Below are 13,851 nucleotides of genomic sequence, written 5' to 3'. Positions count from 1 at the left end.
GCGACATCATGAGCGACACCCTCCTCGAGCGCTTCGGCGCGCTCGGCACCGCGACCGTCTCGGACGCGCTGGACAAGCTCCATCGGCAGGGCAGCCTCCTCGGCCTGGCGCCGCTCGCCGATGGCCAGCGGATGGCCGGCCGGGCGTTCACCGTGCGCTACGTGAGCGCCCAGGTGCCCGCCGGCACGGTCGGCGACTTCATCGACCAGGTCGAGCCGGGCCAGGTGGTCGTGCTCGACAACGACGGCCGTGTCGACTGCACCGTATGGGGCGACATCCTCACCGCCGTCGCGCACCACCGCGGGATCGCGGGCACGGTCATCGAGGGCGTCTGCCGCGACACGCACCGCGCCCTCTCGATCGGCTATCCGATCTACTCCCGCGGGCGCTTCATGCGCACGGGCAAGGATCGCGTCGAGGTCGCCGAGGAGCAGGGGCCCGTCACGATCGGCGGCGTCACGGTGCGACCGGGCGACATCCTTCTCGGCGACTCGGATGGCGTCGTCGCGATCCCGCAGGACTGCGAGGAGCGGGTGCTGGAGATCGCCGAGATGATCCACGCGCGCGAGGAGTCGATCCTGGACGCGGCGCTCGGCGGGGCCTCGATCGCCGAGGCTCGCGCCCGGTACGGATACCACGACCTGCAGCGAGCCGAGGCGTGAGCGGCCTGGACGGGCTCGACGTCGCCGAGCTGCTGCAGCTCGGCAGCGCGACCCTGTACGAGGCGTCGGGGCTCGACTGCTTCCTCGATCCGGCGTTCCGCCCGGCGTGGGAGGGGGCGGCGATCGTCGGTCGCGCGGTGCCCGTGACGGCGCAGCTGGGCGACAACCTCGCGCTGCATCACGGTCTGGAGGCGGCGGGCCGGGGTGACGTGCTCGTCGTGGACGGCGGGGGAGCGCCGTTCGGGTACTGGGGCGAGGTGATGGCCGTCGCCGCCCAGGCCCGCGGCATCGCCGGTCTTGTGATCGACGGAGGCGTGCGCGACACCGCGCAGCTGAGGGATCTCGGCTTCGGCGCGTTCAGCACCTCGATCTCGATCCGCGGCACCGTCAAGCAGTGGCCAGGGACGATCGGCGTCCCGATCACCCTGCGTGGCCGCGTCGTGCACGCGGGTGACCTCGTCGTCGCCGACCGCGACGGCGTCGCGATCCTGCCGGTCGGCGACGTGGACCGGATCCTGGAGGCGTCCCGCGCCCGTGCCACGAAGGAGGACGCCTACATGGCTCGTCTCCGTGAGGGCGAGCTGACCCTCGACCTGTACGACTTCCGCCGCCTCGGGGATCCGATCCGGGACGCGGCCGACAGCATCGGAGCACGATGACCGGCACCCTGGACGCCGACGTCCTCATCATCGGAGCAGGCCCGGTCGGCCTGCTCGCGGCCCTCGACCTCTCGTCCCGTGGCGTGTCCGCGATCGTCGTCGAGACACGCGACTATCTCGAGCCACCGAATGTGAAGTGCAACCACGTCGCCTCGCGCACCATGGAGAGCCTGCGCCGACTCGGGATCGCCGCCGAGGTCCGCTCGTCGGGCCTGCCCTCGAATCACCCCCAGGACGTCGCGTTTCGCACCTCGCTCACCGGGATCGAGCTGTCGCGTATCCCGATCCCGGCGAGCGGGGAGCGGTACACCGCGACGGTCGGGCCCGACACGTCGTGGGCGACGCCCGAGCCGCCGCACCGGATCAACCAGACCTTCCTCGAGCCGATCCTCGTGCGGCACACCGCCGCGGCGCCCGGGGTCAGGCTCCTCAACCGCACCCGGTTCCACTCCTTCGTGCAGGACGCCGACGGTGTCACGGCGACGATCAGCGACCTGGACGGCGGGAACGAGCGCACAGTGCGGGGCCGCTACCTCATCGGCGCCGACGGAGGACGCTCAGCGGTGCGGAAGCTGATCGGCGCGAAGCTCAGCGGCGATCCGGTGCTGCAGCATGTGCAGTCCACCTGCATCCGCGCCCCGCACCTGTACGCCGAGATGTCGGCCGATGAGCCGCGCGCCTGGGGCTACTACACGTTCAACCCCCGCCGCGTCGGCCACGTCTACGCGATCGACGGCACCGGGACGTTCCTCGTGCACACCTACCTGTCGCCCGAGGAGGCGGAGAACCCGGGATCCGTCGACCGGGATGCCGCAATCTGCGCGATCCTCGGCGTCGACGACGACTTCTCCTACGAGGTCGTCTCGAAGGAGGACTGGGTCGCCCGGCGGCTGCTCGCCGACCGGTTCCGCGACGACCGCGTCTTCATCGCCGGGGACGCCTGCCACCTCTGGGTGCCGTTCGCCGGGTTCGGGATGAACGCCGGGATCGCGGACGTGCTGAACCTCACCTGGCTGCTGGGCGCCCGCCTCGCCGGATGGGCGGACGAGCGGATCCTGGACGCGTACCAGGCCGAGCGCCGGCCGATCACCGAGCAGGTCTCGCAGTTCGCGATGAGCCACCAGCAGAAGCTCGCCAAGCCGGACCTGCCCGCCGCCATCGAGGACGAGGGGCCGGAGGGCGACGAGGCGCGCCGCGTGTTCGGCGCCGCCGTGCACGACCTCAACGAGCCACAGTTCGCCGCCGCGGGCCTGAACTACGGCTACAGCTACGACGCGTCGCCGATCATCCGCTACGACGGCGAGACCGCGCCGGGCTACACGATGGGTGCGTACACACCGTCGACGGTGCCAGGCTGCCGCGCCCCGCACTTCCGCCTCGCCGACGGCACCTCGCTCTACGACCGGCTGTCGGCGGGCTTCACGGTCGTCTGCACCCCGGGTTCGGACACCGCCGCGCTCGCCGAGGGCGCCGCGGCGCGGGGGATCCCCTTCGCGGTCGTCGAGGTCGACGCCGGGCTGCTGCCGGCCGAGTACACGCGGCCCGTCACTCTCGTGCGACAGGACCAGACCGTGGTCTGGCGGGGCCATGCGCCCGCTGCGGACGAGGCGGCCGCGCTGTGGGAGCTGCTGCGGGGCGCGGCCTGAGCCCGCCCGCCCTCCCCAGGTCGTTGAGCGAGCACCGGCGGAGCCGGAGCGCGACGAAACGCGTTCCTGTCGAGGAACGCCGCACGGGCCGATCAGCGTCGGATGACCTTCGTCGCGGCCATCGCCTTGAGTCCCTCCACACCGAACTCGAGGCCGTAGCCCGAGGCCTTCGTGCCGCCGAACGGGATCGACGGGTCCACGCCGCCGTGCTGGTTGATCCACACCGTACCGGCCTCGAGGCGCTGCGCGACGGCTGCCGCCTCGTCGGGGTCCGGGCCCCAGACCGAGGCGCCCAGGCCCTGCTCGGTGCCGTTGGCGCGGCGCACGGCGTCGTCGACGTCGGCGTAGCGCACGACCGGCAGCACGGGTCCGAACTGCTCCTCGTCGACCACCGCCGCACCGTCCGAGACGTCGGCGACGATCGTGGCGCGGTAGAACAGCGGGCCGAGCTCGGCCGCGGGCTCGCCGCCCACGACGATCCGTCCGCCGCGGGCGCGGGCGTCCTCGACGAGCCGCGACACGATCTCGAACTGCGCCGGGTTCTGCACAGGTCCGAGCCGGTTGGTCTTGTCGTGCCCGGATCCCATCGGCGCGGCGGCGGCGCGTTCGGCGAGGGCGTCGACCACCTCGTCGTACACGGAGTCGTGCACATACAGGCGCTTGAGCGCGGCGCACACCTGCCCGGTGTTCATGAACGCTCCCCAGAAGAGCTTGTCGGCGACGGCGGCGACGTCGGTCCCCGGCAGCACGATGCCGGCGTCGTTGCCGCCGAGCTCGAGGGTGAGCCGGGCGAGGTTGTTCGCCGAGCTCTCCACGATGCGACGCCCGGTCGGCGTGGACCCGGTGAAGACGATCTTCGCCACGTCAGGATGCCCGGCGAGGGCGGCGCCCACCTCCCGGTCGCCGGAGACCGCGGTCACCACATCGTCAGGAAGGTGCCGGCGGAAGATCTCGGCCAGCGCGAGCACGCTCAGCGGTGTGTTCTCGGAGGGCTTCATCACCACGGCGTTGCCCATCCGCAGCGCCGGCGCGATGTGCCAAACCGAGATCATCACCGGGAAGTTCCATGGTCCGATCGACGCGACCACGCCGAGAGGAAGGTAGTGCAGCTCGGTGCGGGAGGATCCGTCCTCGCGGAGCACCTGTGGTTCGAGCACCGTGTCGGCCGCGGCGCGCAGCCAGTGTGCGGCGCCGTGCACCTCGCCGGCGCCGTCGATCTTGCCCTGCTCCGCGGTCACGATCCGGCCGAGCTCGTCGGCGTGCGCGTCGAGGTCGTCAGCGACGAGCCGCAGTAGCCGGGAGCGTTCGGCGTGACCGAACGCGGCCCAGGCCGGCTGGGCTTCGCGGGCGGCGGCGATCGCACGGTCCAGGTCCTCGACCGTGCGAACCGGCGCGCGGCCGACCTCCTCGCGGGTCGCCGCGTCCAGGATCGGCCGGCCGGCGGGATCGGAGACGGACGTCAGCAGTGCGTTCATGGCAGGCTCCCTCGCGTGCGGCGGCATCTCATGCGACCGCGCGGCCGCATAATCATCAACAATCAATATAGTCAATTATGCGACTGTGTCCACCGGGCCGTCGCCGGGCCGTGGGGGCCCGCGCGTCTCAGCGCAGCGACGCCAGGGTGGCAACGCGCAGAGCCGTGTGGAGTTCCCGGCGCACGCCGCCGTCGGCGAGATCCACGTCGGCGATGGCGCGGATCCGATCCAGCCTGTAGTAGAGCGTGCTGCGGTGCACGTGCAGCTCCTGCGCGGTGCGCTGCGCATCGCAGCCGCAGTCGAGGTAGGCCTCGAGCGTGTGCGCGAGATCGGGGCCGGACTGGGCGGCGAGGATGCGTTGCACGGCCTCCGGCAGATCCGTCAGCGCGAGATCCTCGAGCGGGAGCTGCAGCAGCACGCGATCGAGGCCCAGGTCGGCCCAGTGCGCGACGCTGCTGCGGGCGACGTCCACGACGACGGCGCGCTGGGCGATCCGCGCCTCGCGCAGCGACCGGTGGGCCGCGGCCAGCGGGGCATGGGCCCCGCCGATCCCTGCCCGCAGGATCGAGAAGGCGGGCTGGGCGAGCAGGGCGGTCAGGCGTTCCGCGTCGATCTCATAGGGGACAGCGAGCACCGCCTCCCCGTCGACCACCGCTCCGACGGCTCGGAGGGTGGGGAAGACCGGGATGCTGGCGAGGGCCCGATCGAGCATCAGGCGCAGGGTTGCCGCGCTCGTCGCGGCGCCGGGCGGGGCGGCGATCGAGATCGCGGTGTAGTGCGGCGCGGGGGAGAGCAGTCCGCTCGTGAGCAGCTCGTCGGCGGCGCGGGCGCGCTGCTCGGCCTCTCCCTCGAAGAGCCCGCTGAGCAGGCGCAGTGCACGGTCCTCGTCCTGGCGGTGACCCAGGGCCATTGCCGCGAGGATGACGCCCAGCTGCTCCCGTCCCGCGCGCAGCACGTCGTCGTCCTCCGCTGCAGGGTGTCCATCCGGGAGTGTGGAGGACACATAGCCCACCAGATGGCCGTCGTGCCGGATCGGGGCGACGAGCCTGGTCTGTCCGCCCTCGATCGCGGGGATGAGGACCGGCCCGTCGGCGTGGCCGACGCGGTACTCCTTGATCGACTCGCGCGCCCGGGAGGACCCACGGTGGGCGAGGATGATCGCCAGCCTGGCGTGGTCGACGTCGCCGTCGTGCACGCTGAACGCGATCACGGTGAACTCGACGTCGAACACGATGATCGGCCGGCCGAGGCGGTCGGCGTACGCCTGGACCTGTGCTTCGAGATTCATTGCTCGCCTCCGTGCTGCGCTGCGCGTCCGACCGAGTGTAGGGCGTCGTCGCACCCTCGCGGTTCCCACCTCATCGACCGTCGCGTTGCGCTGCTTCTGAAAATTGATCTATATTCATTATATTCTTTTACGAGAGGCGATGCGATGGCAAAGATGACAGGCGGCGACGCACTCACCCAGGCCCTGCTCAGCGAGGGCGTGGAGACCGTCTTCGGGATCCCCGGAGTGCAGCTCGACGGGCTCACCGACGGCATGTACCGCAAGCGGGACGAGATCGACCTGATGGTGCCGCGGCATGAGCAGAGCACGACCTACATGGCGGACGGATACCACCGCGCCTCCGGCAAGCCCGGCGTCGCGATGGTCGTCCCCGGGCCGGGTGTGCTCAACGCCGGGGCCGGCATGGCGACCGCGTATGCGTGCTCCTCGCAGGTGATGCTGCTGGCCGGCACGATCCCGTCGAAGCTGGTCGGATCCGGGCTGGGTGCGCTGCACGAGATCCCGCGGCAGACCGAGACGATCGAGGGGCTCACCAAGTGGTCGCTCCGGCCGACGCGCGCGGAGGAGATACCCGAGCTCGTGCACGAGGGCTTCCGGCAGATGCGTTCGGGGCGGCCGCGTCCCGTGGCGCTCGAGCTCGGACCCGACCTGCTGCACGCCGAGATCGATGTCGAGGTGGGCGAGCCGTTCACAGTCGACGCCCCGGTCGCGCCCAAGGCCGAGGTCGCCGAGCTGCTGCGGATGATCGCTGCGAGCGAGCGTCCGGTGATCCACGTCGGCGGCGGCGCGCGGGGACAGCACGCGTTCGACCTGCTCGCGGCCCTCGCCGACCGCCTCGACGCCCCGGTCGTGATGAGCGAGAACGGGCGCGGCGCGATCGACGCCCGGGATCCACATGCGCTTCCCGCTTTCGCGCTCTGGGATCTGCGCGCGACGGCCGACCTCGTGGTCTCCTTCGGAAGCCGCTTCCTCACCCCGTTCGGTCAGCAGCTGAACGCCGGCCGGGCGAAGATCGCTCTCGTCAACGTCGATCCCGCCGATCTCGGCGCGCCCCGGCGCCCCGATCTGGCGATCGCCGCGGACGCCACCGCCGTGCTCGAGGCGATCGTCGCCGAGGTGCCCGCACGCCAGGGCTGGGGCGAGGAGCTGCGCCGGTTGCGCGCGGAGTGCGAGGAGCGGATCAGGGAGCGTGTCGCGCCGCAGATGGCCTTCGTCGACGCGATCCGCGGCGCCCTCCCGGAGGACGGCGTCTACGTCAACGAGCTCACCCAGATCGGCTACGTCTCGAGCTACGGGTTCCCCGTGCACGCGCCGCGGTCGTACGTCTGGCCCGGCTACCAGGGCACGCTCGGCTACGCGATGCCCACGGCGCTCGGCGCCGCGGTCGGTTCCGGCGGGCGCCCTGTCGTCGCGGTGACGGGCGACGGAGGACTCGGCTGGTCGCTGCAGGAGTTCGCGACCGCGAAGCGGTACGGGATCCCTCTCATCACCGTGCTCTTCGAGGACGGCCGGTTCGGCAACGTGTGGCGCATCCAGCGCGACACGTACGGCGGGCGCTTCATCGGATCCGACCTGGTCAACCCTGATTTCGCCGCGCTCGCGCAGGCGTTCGGGATCGACTTCGCCGATGCCGCCGACGCTGACGGGGTGCGCGCCGGCATCGAGCGCGCGATCGTGGCCCGCAGGCCGGCGATCATCCGCGTGAAGGTCGACGTCTTCCCGTCGCCGTGGTCGCTCATCCACGAGAAGCACTGACCTCATGCGCGGGGGCGGCCCTTCCGCATTGCCTATGATCAATACACGCAATAAAGGGTGCGCGGGGTCGAGCCGCCTCATACTCTGTACACACGCGTGACCGGGCCAGGGTCACCGGAAGGGACGAGCCGGGGGAGCCCCATGACGCAGATCACCAATGCCGCCATCGCCGTGAGAGTGGCGAAGTCCCTCGAGGATGAGATCGTCGCCGAGGGGTGGAAGGCGGGGCACTTCATCGGCCGCCGGCAGGAGCTCGCGTCCCGGTTCGGGGTCGCCCCGGCGACGCTGGGCGAGGCGATCCAGCTGCTGCGCTCGCGCGGCGTCGTCGATGCCAAGCCCGGCCCCGGCGGCGGGATCTTCGTCGCGGCGCGCTCGCCGTTCATGCAGCTCAGCGATCAGCTGCTGCAGCTGCGCGAGGGCAAGGCGACCGCCAGCGACTGCCTGCGCGTGCTGGACGCGCTGGACGGCCTCGTCCTGCATGACGCGATCGAGCACGCGACCGACGCCGACATCGTCGAGATCGTCTCGCTGGCGGAGCGTCTGAGGGCCGCATGGGACACGGAGGGAGCGGCCACCGCGATCTGGGCGCTGCACGCGCGCATCGCCGAGATCACACCCAACGAGCTGCTGCGCAGTCTCTACACGAACCTCGTCGATTACATCATCGCCGAGCAGCTTGAGGGTGCGACGGCCCCGAGCACGCCCGAGCGGCTGCGCACGCACCTCGACTTCGCGGCGGCCGTCGCGGAGCGCAGCCACGCGCTCGCGAGCTCGGCGGCGGAGCGGCACCGGCACTCCTCGGTGGCCCGTCTGCTCTCCTGAGAACTGCCGGCACGAAAACATCGGATGGGTTGACAGCGGGACGAGCGGTCTTCGATAATGTTCATATTCATTATTAAGAATTAGCACTCTGTCCGAGGAGGACCCATGTCGCTCGCGTTCCGAGGCGTCGTCGACGAGATGCTGCAGACCCCGAACCGCCCGGCGCGGCAGACGCCGCCGCCGATCCGGCTGTCGCAGAACGAGATGCCGTGGGCGCCGTCCGCGCCGATCGTCGCCGCGATGACCGCGGCCATCGGCATGGCCCACCGTTATCCCGACTACCACCGTGCGGCGGCCCGGGAGGCAATCGGCGCCGCCCTGGGCGTCGACCCCGACCGCGTCGCCGTCGACAACGGATCCGGCTCGCTCCTGCACGGACTCGCCCGTCTCGTCTGCGAGCCCGGTGTGCACGGCGTCTTCCCGTCGCCCTCGTTCGAGGCGTACAACGCGGCGCTCTCGCTCGCCGGTGCGGACACCACGGCGGTCGGGCTCGCCGAGGACGGCGCGATGGACATGGCGGCCATGGCCGCGGCGATCGCGCCCGAGACGCGCATCGTCTACCTCTGCAACCCGAACAACCCCACGGGCGGTCTGATCGGGGTCGAGGGGCTCAGGGACTTCCTCCGCCGCGTGCCCGCATCGGTGATCGTCGTCCTCGACGAGGCCTACCGCGAGTTCGTCACCGATGAGCCCGTCGACGCCACCGCCGCGCTGCTGGACGAGTTCGACAACCTCGTGATCCTCCGCACCCTGTCGAAGTCGCATGGACTGGCGGGCGTCCGCGCCGGATACGCGGTCGGAGCACCCCGGATCGCGGAGGCGCTGCGGCGCACCTCGGTCGGCTTCGCCCTGAACGGCATCGCCGAGGCGGCTCTCATCGCGGCCTTCAGCCCGGAGGGCGCGGCCATCGCCGAGGAGCGCGTCTCGACGATCGTCGCCGAGCGCGATCGGGTCGTGCGGACTCTCGGCGAGGCCGGTGTGCCGGTGCTGCCGAGCCAGTCGAACTTCCTGTTCCTCCCCGGGGACACAGCCGCGCTCATGGCGCGGTTCGAGGCTCAGGGCGTGTTGGCGCGCCCGTTCCCGAACGCCGGCGGTGCGCGCGTGACGATCGGCCTCCCGGCCGAGAACGATGCGGTCCTCGCGGCCCTGCTCTGATGTTCCCCGCGGTTCCCGGCGCGCGGCGATCACGCACCGGGAACCGCCGCGCGAGCTGATCGCATCGCCGTCAGCCGGGCTTCCGACACCGTGTCGGATCCCCCGGAGAGGACTTCGGATCAGGGCCGGATGAGGGCCGGTGGCGCGGTTCCTACGCTGGCAACACGACAGACGGGGCGGTCTGGGCCCGGGCGACCGGGATCTCGGATCCGCCCCCGTGAACGGAAGAAGAGGCAGTGACGGATAGCGACTTCGAACGCGACCGGCGAGCATCGATCCGGCGCTCGCTGACCGGCGGGTTCGGCTGGACGGTCTTCCTCGCCGCCCTGACCCTCGTGCTCATCTATCCGGTGTCGATGATCGTGATCGGTGCCTTCCGCAACGGCCTGCCGTCCGACAACCTGCCCTTCACGGTCGGTGGTCTCATCGCGGCGTTCCAGGACCCGGAGACCTGGAAGACGATGGGGAACTCGCTGCTGCTCGTCGTCGTCTGCGGCACGATCTCCGTCGCCGGCGGCGGGCTGTTCGCCTGGATCGCAGCCAATACCAACGTCCCCGGCCGCCGGCTTCTCACGCCGCTCATGGCGGTGAACCTGTTCGTTCCGCCGCTGTTCCACACGCTCGGCTGGATCATGCTCGGCAACCCGCAGAACGGCCTGCTGAACCAGCTCGGCCGCATGCTCGGCGCACACGGCCCGATCCTGAACATCCAGAGCTGGGGCGGCCTGTTCCTGCTCATGTCGCTCGGCTACATGCCCTTCGCCTACCTGCTCATGCTCGGCGCGTTCAAGAACCGTGACCAATCGCTCGACGAGGCGGCCGCGATCAGCGGGGCCGGCGCCGTACGCACGTTCTTCACGATCACGGTGCCCTCGGTGGGCCCGGCGATCACCGGAGCCGCGATCCTCATCGCCGTGCTCGTGTTCCAGGCTTTCGACAGCCCGCAGCTGATCGGTCGTCAGGCGAACATCTTCGTGTTCTCGACGCAGATCTTCCACTACGTCCGCGACCAGGCGCCGGCCGAGTACACCAAGGCCTTCGCCCTGTCGCTCGTGCTGATCGCGCTCGTGCTGCTGCTCTTCCTCGCCCAGCGCTGGCTCCTGCGCGGACGCAGCTTCACCACCCTCACCGGCAAGACCTCCCGCCGCGAGCCGCAGGAGCTCGGGCCGGTGCGCTGGGTGTTCTCCGCGCTCATCGTCCTGTTCCTGCTGCTGAACCTGATCCTGCCGCTGTTCGCGATGATCCTCGGCAGCCTGCAGCCGATCTTCGGCGTCATGAGCACCGGGCTCACGTTCGACAACTACGTGCAGATGCTCACCGACCCGGACTTCAGCTCGAGCCTCGGTCTGACCGCATGGCTCGCCGTCATCGGCGGCTTCGGCTCGATCGCGGTCGCACTGCTGACGACATACGTGACGGCGCGCCGCACCGGATTCATCCGTTCGTACACCTCGTTCTCGGTGTGGATCCCGTGGGCGCTGCCCGGCATCGTGCTCGCGCTCGCGTACATGTTCGCGGTGCTCTACGTCCCCGCCTTCCGCGGGCTCTACGGCACCGCTTTCCTGATGACGCTCGTGCTCATCGTCGCCACGATCCCGGTGTCCAGCCGGATCGCGGAGGGAGCCCTCGCGCAGCTCTCGCCCGAGTTGGAGGAGGCGGGCCGCACGTCGGGTGCCGGATCCTGGCGTGTGCTGCTCACGATCGTGCTGCGTCTCGTCGTGCCGAGCTTCCTGTCGGGGTGGTTCCTGTCCGCACTGTTCATCGCCGGCAATCTGTCAGTGCCGATGCTGCTCGCCCCGCCTGGACTGCAGCCCGTCTCCCTGACCGCGTTCCAGCAGTTCCTGCAGGGCAACATGTCGCAGGGCGCGGCCCTGTTCATGATCGTCCTCGTCGCCGCCATGGCCGTGCTCGCGCTCGCCGCGGCCGCGATGAAGACCGCCGCGGTGCTGCGCGCCCGCGCAGGGCGCCCCAGCCGCGCCCCCTCAGTCCCCCTCACCCGGATCACCCCCTGACACACCCGAGAGGAAGAATGATGACGTTCTCCCGCAACACCCTGCGACTGACGACGGCGGCACTGGCCATCGGCGCGCTCGCCGCCCTGACCGCGTGCTCCTCCGGCGGCGCTGCCGCTCAGTCGGACAAGCCGATCGAGGTGCCCGGCGCGAGCGCCAAGGGCAACGCCCACATGGACGACCTCTACAAGAAGGCGGTCGCGGACAAGAAGACCGACCTGGTGGTCTACGGGCCCAGCGTCTCGTCGCAGAAGGCCCTGTTCAAGGTCTTCACCGACCGCTTCCCCGGCATCAAGATCGTGCAGCAGGACCAGCCGGATGCGCAGAGCATCACGAAGATCGAGACCGAGGCGCAGAGCGGCAACCGCATCGCCGACATCTACGACGGCGGCGAGTCCCCGCAGGTGGCCGCCAAGCCCGACCTGTGCACCAAGGCCGACGTTCAGACCGCACCGGACGGATTCGAGATTCCGACGAACTACGACGGTCGCCTCACCTACTACGCGATGCGCTACTTCGTCTTCGTCTACAACACCGACATGGTGAAGAAGGACGACGCTCCGAAGAACTGGAAGGATCTGCTCGACCCGAAGTGGAAGGGCAAGATCACGGTCGGCGACCCGACCGTTCCGGGCGGCATCCGCTACATCCTCACCTCGCTCATGGTGCCGGACAGCGCGTCCAAGTGGGGCAAGTCCTATGTCGAGGCGCTCGGCAAGCAGGACGTGCAGTTCGCCCAGTCCGAGCCGAACGTCCCCTCGGACGTTGCCAGCGGCCGGTTCCCGATCGGCATCGCCGTGTACCAGGGCTTCTACGAGGACGTGAAGGCGAAGGGCGGCCCGATCGCGGCGGTCTTCCCGCTCGACGACGGCGGCAACTTCATGTCCCGCACCGGCATGTGCGTCGTGAACAAGGCGCCCCACGCGGACGCCGCGCAGCTGTACATCAACTGGCTGTACTCCCCGGAGGGCCAGAAGGCGCTCGCCGAGAAGAACAAGTCCTACGGCTGGACACCGGACGCGCCCGGACCGTCGGGGGCGCCGGCTCTCGGCAAGCTCGGCCGCCTTCCGTTCTCCAACCCCGACCCCGCCTTCAACCAGCCCTACTTCGACTTCATCAACGCGAACTTCAAGAAGTAGGCGTCTCGACTCCGCAGTCCCCCCACGAGAGAGCAGTGATCGGCATGACCAAGGTCCAGGTTTCCGGACTGACCAAGCGCTACGGCGGGAAGACCGCTCTGCACGGATTGGATCTGACGATCCGTTCCGGGGAGTTCGTCACGCTGCTCGGCCCCTCCGGCTGCGGCAAGACGACCACCCTGCGGTGCCTGGCCGGCCTGGAGCGGCCGTCTGGCGGACGGATCAGCATGGGCGATCGCATCGTCGTCGACACAGACCGGCGCACGTTCGTGCCGGCCGACAAGCGGCGAGTGGGCATGGTGTTCCAGAGCTACGCGCTCTGGCCGCACATGAGCGTGGCGGAGAACGTCGCGTACCCGCTCAAGGTCGCGCGGATCGGCGCCGCCGAGCGCCGATCCCGCGTCACAGACATGCTCTCCGCGGTGGGACTCGCGGACTTCGAGAAGCGACCGGTCACCGCCCTGTCGGGCGGCCAGCAGCAGCGGGTGGCTCTCGCCCGCGCTCTGGCCGCCCGGCCGGGCATCATCTTCTACGACGAGCCGCTCTCGAACCTCGACTCCAAGCTGCGCTATCAGATGGGCCAGCAGGTGCGGGCGCTGCACAACCAGTTCGAGACGACGTCCGTCTACGTCACGCACGACCAGGAGGAGGCGATCACGCTCTCCGATCGCATCGTCGTGATGAGCGAGGGCGCGATCGTGCAGGACGGCACGCCGAGCGAGCTGTACGACCGCCCCCACTCGGCGTACGTCGCGGACTTCATGGGGTTCCAGAACATCCTCCCCGGCACGATCCGCGACGTCCGCGACGGGATCGCGGACGTCCAGGTCGACGGCACCTCTCTCGTGATCGCCGGCACCGTGACGGGCGAGGCCGCAGCCGGCGAGCGTGCCGACGTGGCCTTCCGGGCCGCGCACGCGCGGATGATGCACGTCGACGATCTCGCGCCGGGAGCCGGCCGGTTCGGCGCGACGGTCGAGCGCACCACCTACCTCGGCAGCGCCGTGAACCTGCTCGTGCGTGCGGACCGCCTCCCGCTGCGCGTGCGCGTCGAGACGGGGGAGATGGCGGCCGATGCCGTGCCCCGTGCGGGCGACGCCCTCGGCTTCGCGGTCAACCCCGCCCGGGCCGTGGTCATCCCGCATCGTGCGGCCGCCACCCCGTCCGAGGACGACTACCTGACCACCATGACCGACGCGATCGTCGCCGCGCACTGAGCGATCGACCCGAGAACGATC

11 protein-coding genes are annotated in these 13,851 nt (G+C 70.4%); 9 read left to right on the top strand and 2 right to left on the bottom strand.

Features of this window, described 5'->3' with window-relative positions:
* Positions 1-8 precede the first annotated feature (8 nt).
* The 3 genes from RBR11_RS16285 to RBR11_RS16275 are packed head-to-tail and all read left to right on the top strand — an operon-like array spanning position 9 to position 2,967.
* Positions 9-662, top strand: coding sequence for an RraA family protein (locus RBR11_RS16285; protein WP_308490432.1), 654 nt, complete (start codon positions 9-11; stop codon positions 660-662).
* Positions 659-1,321, top strand: a complete 663-nt coding sequence (locus RBR11_RS16280) for a 4-carboxy-4-hydroxy-2-oxoadipate aldolase/oxaloacetate decarboxylase (protein WP_308490431.1) — start codon at positions 659-661, stop codon at positions 1,319-1,321. The genes RBR11_RS16285 and RBR11_RS16280 overlap by 4 nt, the downstream gene beginning before the upstream one ends.
* Positions 1,318-2,967: an FAD-dependent monooxygenase gene (locus tag RBR11_RS16275; RefSeq protein ID WP_308490430.1), complete on the top strand. Its 1,650-nt coding sequence runs from the start codon at positions 1,318-1,320 to the stop codon at positions 2,965-2,967. The genes RBR11_RS16280 and RBR11_RS16275 overlap by 4 nt, the downstream gene beginning before the upstream one ends.
* Before the next feature lie 92 nt (positions 2,968-3,059).
* Here the strand turns inward: RBR11_RS16275 and RBR11_RS16270 are convergent, their stop codons facing one another.
* Positions 3,060-4,442, bottom strand: a complete 1,383-nt coding sequence (locus tag RBR11_RS16270) for an aldehyde dehydrogenase family protein (RefSeq protein ID WP_308490429.1) — start codon at positions 4,440-4,442, stop codon at positions 3,060-3,062.
* Positions 4,443-4,569: 127 nt separating this feature from the next.
* The gene (locus tag RBR11_RS16265; RefSeq protein WP_308490428.1) at positions 4,570-5,730 is read right to left on the bottom strand and encodes a PucR family transcriptional regulator; all 1,161 of its coding nucleotides are present in this window, start codon (positions 5,728-5,730) and stop codon (positions 4,570-4,572) included.
* 144 nt (positions 5,731-5,874) lie between these two features.
* Here RBR11_RS16265 and RBR11_RS16260 point away from each other — a divergent pair, with 144 nt between their 5' ends.
* The 6 genes from RBR11_RS16260 to RBR11_RS16235 all read left to right on the top strand — a co-directional run bounded on the left by RBR11_RS16260 (position 5,875) and on the right by RBR11_RS16235 (position 13,830).
* The gene (locus RBR11_RS16260; protein ID WP_308490427.1) at positions 5,875-7,485 is read left to right on the top strand and encodes a thiamine pyrophosphate-binding protein; all 1,611 of its coding nucleotides are present in this window, start codon (positions 5,875-5,877) and stop codon (positions 7,483-7,485) included.
* Between the two features lie 141 nt (positions 7,486-7,626).
* Positions 7,627-8,307, top strand: a complete 681-nt coding sequence (locus RBR11_RS16255; protein ID WP_308490426.1) for a FadR/GntR family transcriptional regulator — start codon at positions 7,627-7,629, stop codon at positions 8,305-8,307.
* 105 nt (positions 8,308-8,412) lie between these two features.
* Positions 8,413-9,462 carry a pyridoxal phosphate-dependent aminotransferase gene (locus tag RBR11_RS16250; RefSeq protein ID WP_308490425.1) on the top strand — a complete coding sequence of 350 codons (1,050 nt, stop codon included), beginning with the start codon at positions 8,413-8,415 and terminating at the stop codon, positions 9,460-9,462.
* Between the two features lie 236 nt (positions 9,463-9,698).
* Entirely contained in the window at positions 9,699-11,474 is a 1,776-nt protein-coding gene (locus RBR11_RS16245) for an ABC transporter permease (protein WP_308490424.1), read from the top strand.
* 20 nt (positions 11,475-11,494) lie between these two features.
* Positions 11,495-12,613: an ABC transporter substrate-binding protein gene (locus RBR11_RS16240; RefSeq protein ID WP_308490423.1), complete on the top strand. Its 1,119-nt coding sequence runs from the start codon at positions 11,495-11,497 to the stop codon at positions 12,611-12,613.
* A 44-nt stretch (positions 12,614-12,657) separates the two neighbouring features.
* Positions 12,658-13,830 carry an ABC transporter ATP-binding protein gene (locus RBR11_RS16235; protein WP_308490422.1) on the top strand — a complete coding sequence of 391 codons (1,173 nt, stop codon included), beginning with the start codon at positions 12,658-12,660 and terminating at the stop codon, positions 13,828-13,830.
* Positions 13,831-13,851: the final 21 nt, after the last annotated feature.

Origin of the sequence: Microbacterium capsulatum, assembly GCF_030865425.1 — a bacterium.
Taxonomy (GTDB): Bacteria; Actinomycetota; Actinomycetes; order Actinomycetales; family Microbacteriaceae; genus Microbacterium; species Microbacterium capsulatum.
This window is presented reverse-complemented; position numbering and strand designations above follow the sequence as displayed.

Bases quoted from the DNA above. Each gene is read 5' to 3' on its own strand.
- RBR11_RS16285 (WP_308490432.1), top strand. From the start codon at position 9: ATGAGCGACACCCTCCTCGAGCGCTTCGGCGCGCTCGGCACCGCGACC.
- RBR11_RS16275 (WP_308490430.1), top strand. From the start codon at position 1,318: ATGACCGGCACCCTGGACGCCGACGTCCTCATCATCGGAGCAGGCCCG.
- RBR11_RS16270 (WP_308490429.1), bottom strand. From the start codon at position 4,442: ATGAACGCACTGCTGACGTCCGTCTCCGATCCCGCCGGCCGGCCGATC.
- RBR11_RS16265 (WP_308490428.1), bottom strand. From the start codon at position 5,730: ATGAATCTCGAAGCACAGGTCCAGGCGTACGCCGACCGCCTCGGCCGG.
- RBR11_RS16260 (WP_308490427.1), top strand. From the start codon at position 5,875: ATGGCAAAGATGACAGGCGGCGACGCACTCACCCAGGCCCTGCTCAGC.
- RBR11_RS16255 (WP_308490426.1), top strand. From the start codon at position 7,627: ATGACGCAGATCACCAATGCCGCCATCGCCGTGAGAGTGGCGAAGTCC.
- RBR11_RS16250 (WP_308490425.1), top strand. From the start codon at position 8,413: ATGTCGCTCGCGTTCCGAGGCGTCGTCGACGAGATGCTGCAGACCCCG.
- RBR11_RS16240 (WP_308490423.1), top strand. From the start codon at position 11,495: ATGACGTTCTCCCGCAACACCCTGCGACTGACGACGGCGGCACTGGCC.
- RBR11_RS16235 (WP_308490422.1), top strand. From the start codon at position 12,658: ATGACCAAGGTCCAGGTTTCCGGACTGACCAAGCGCTACGGCGGGAAG.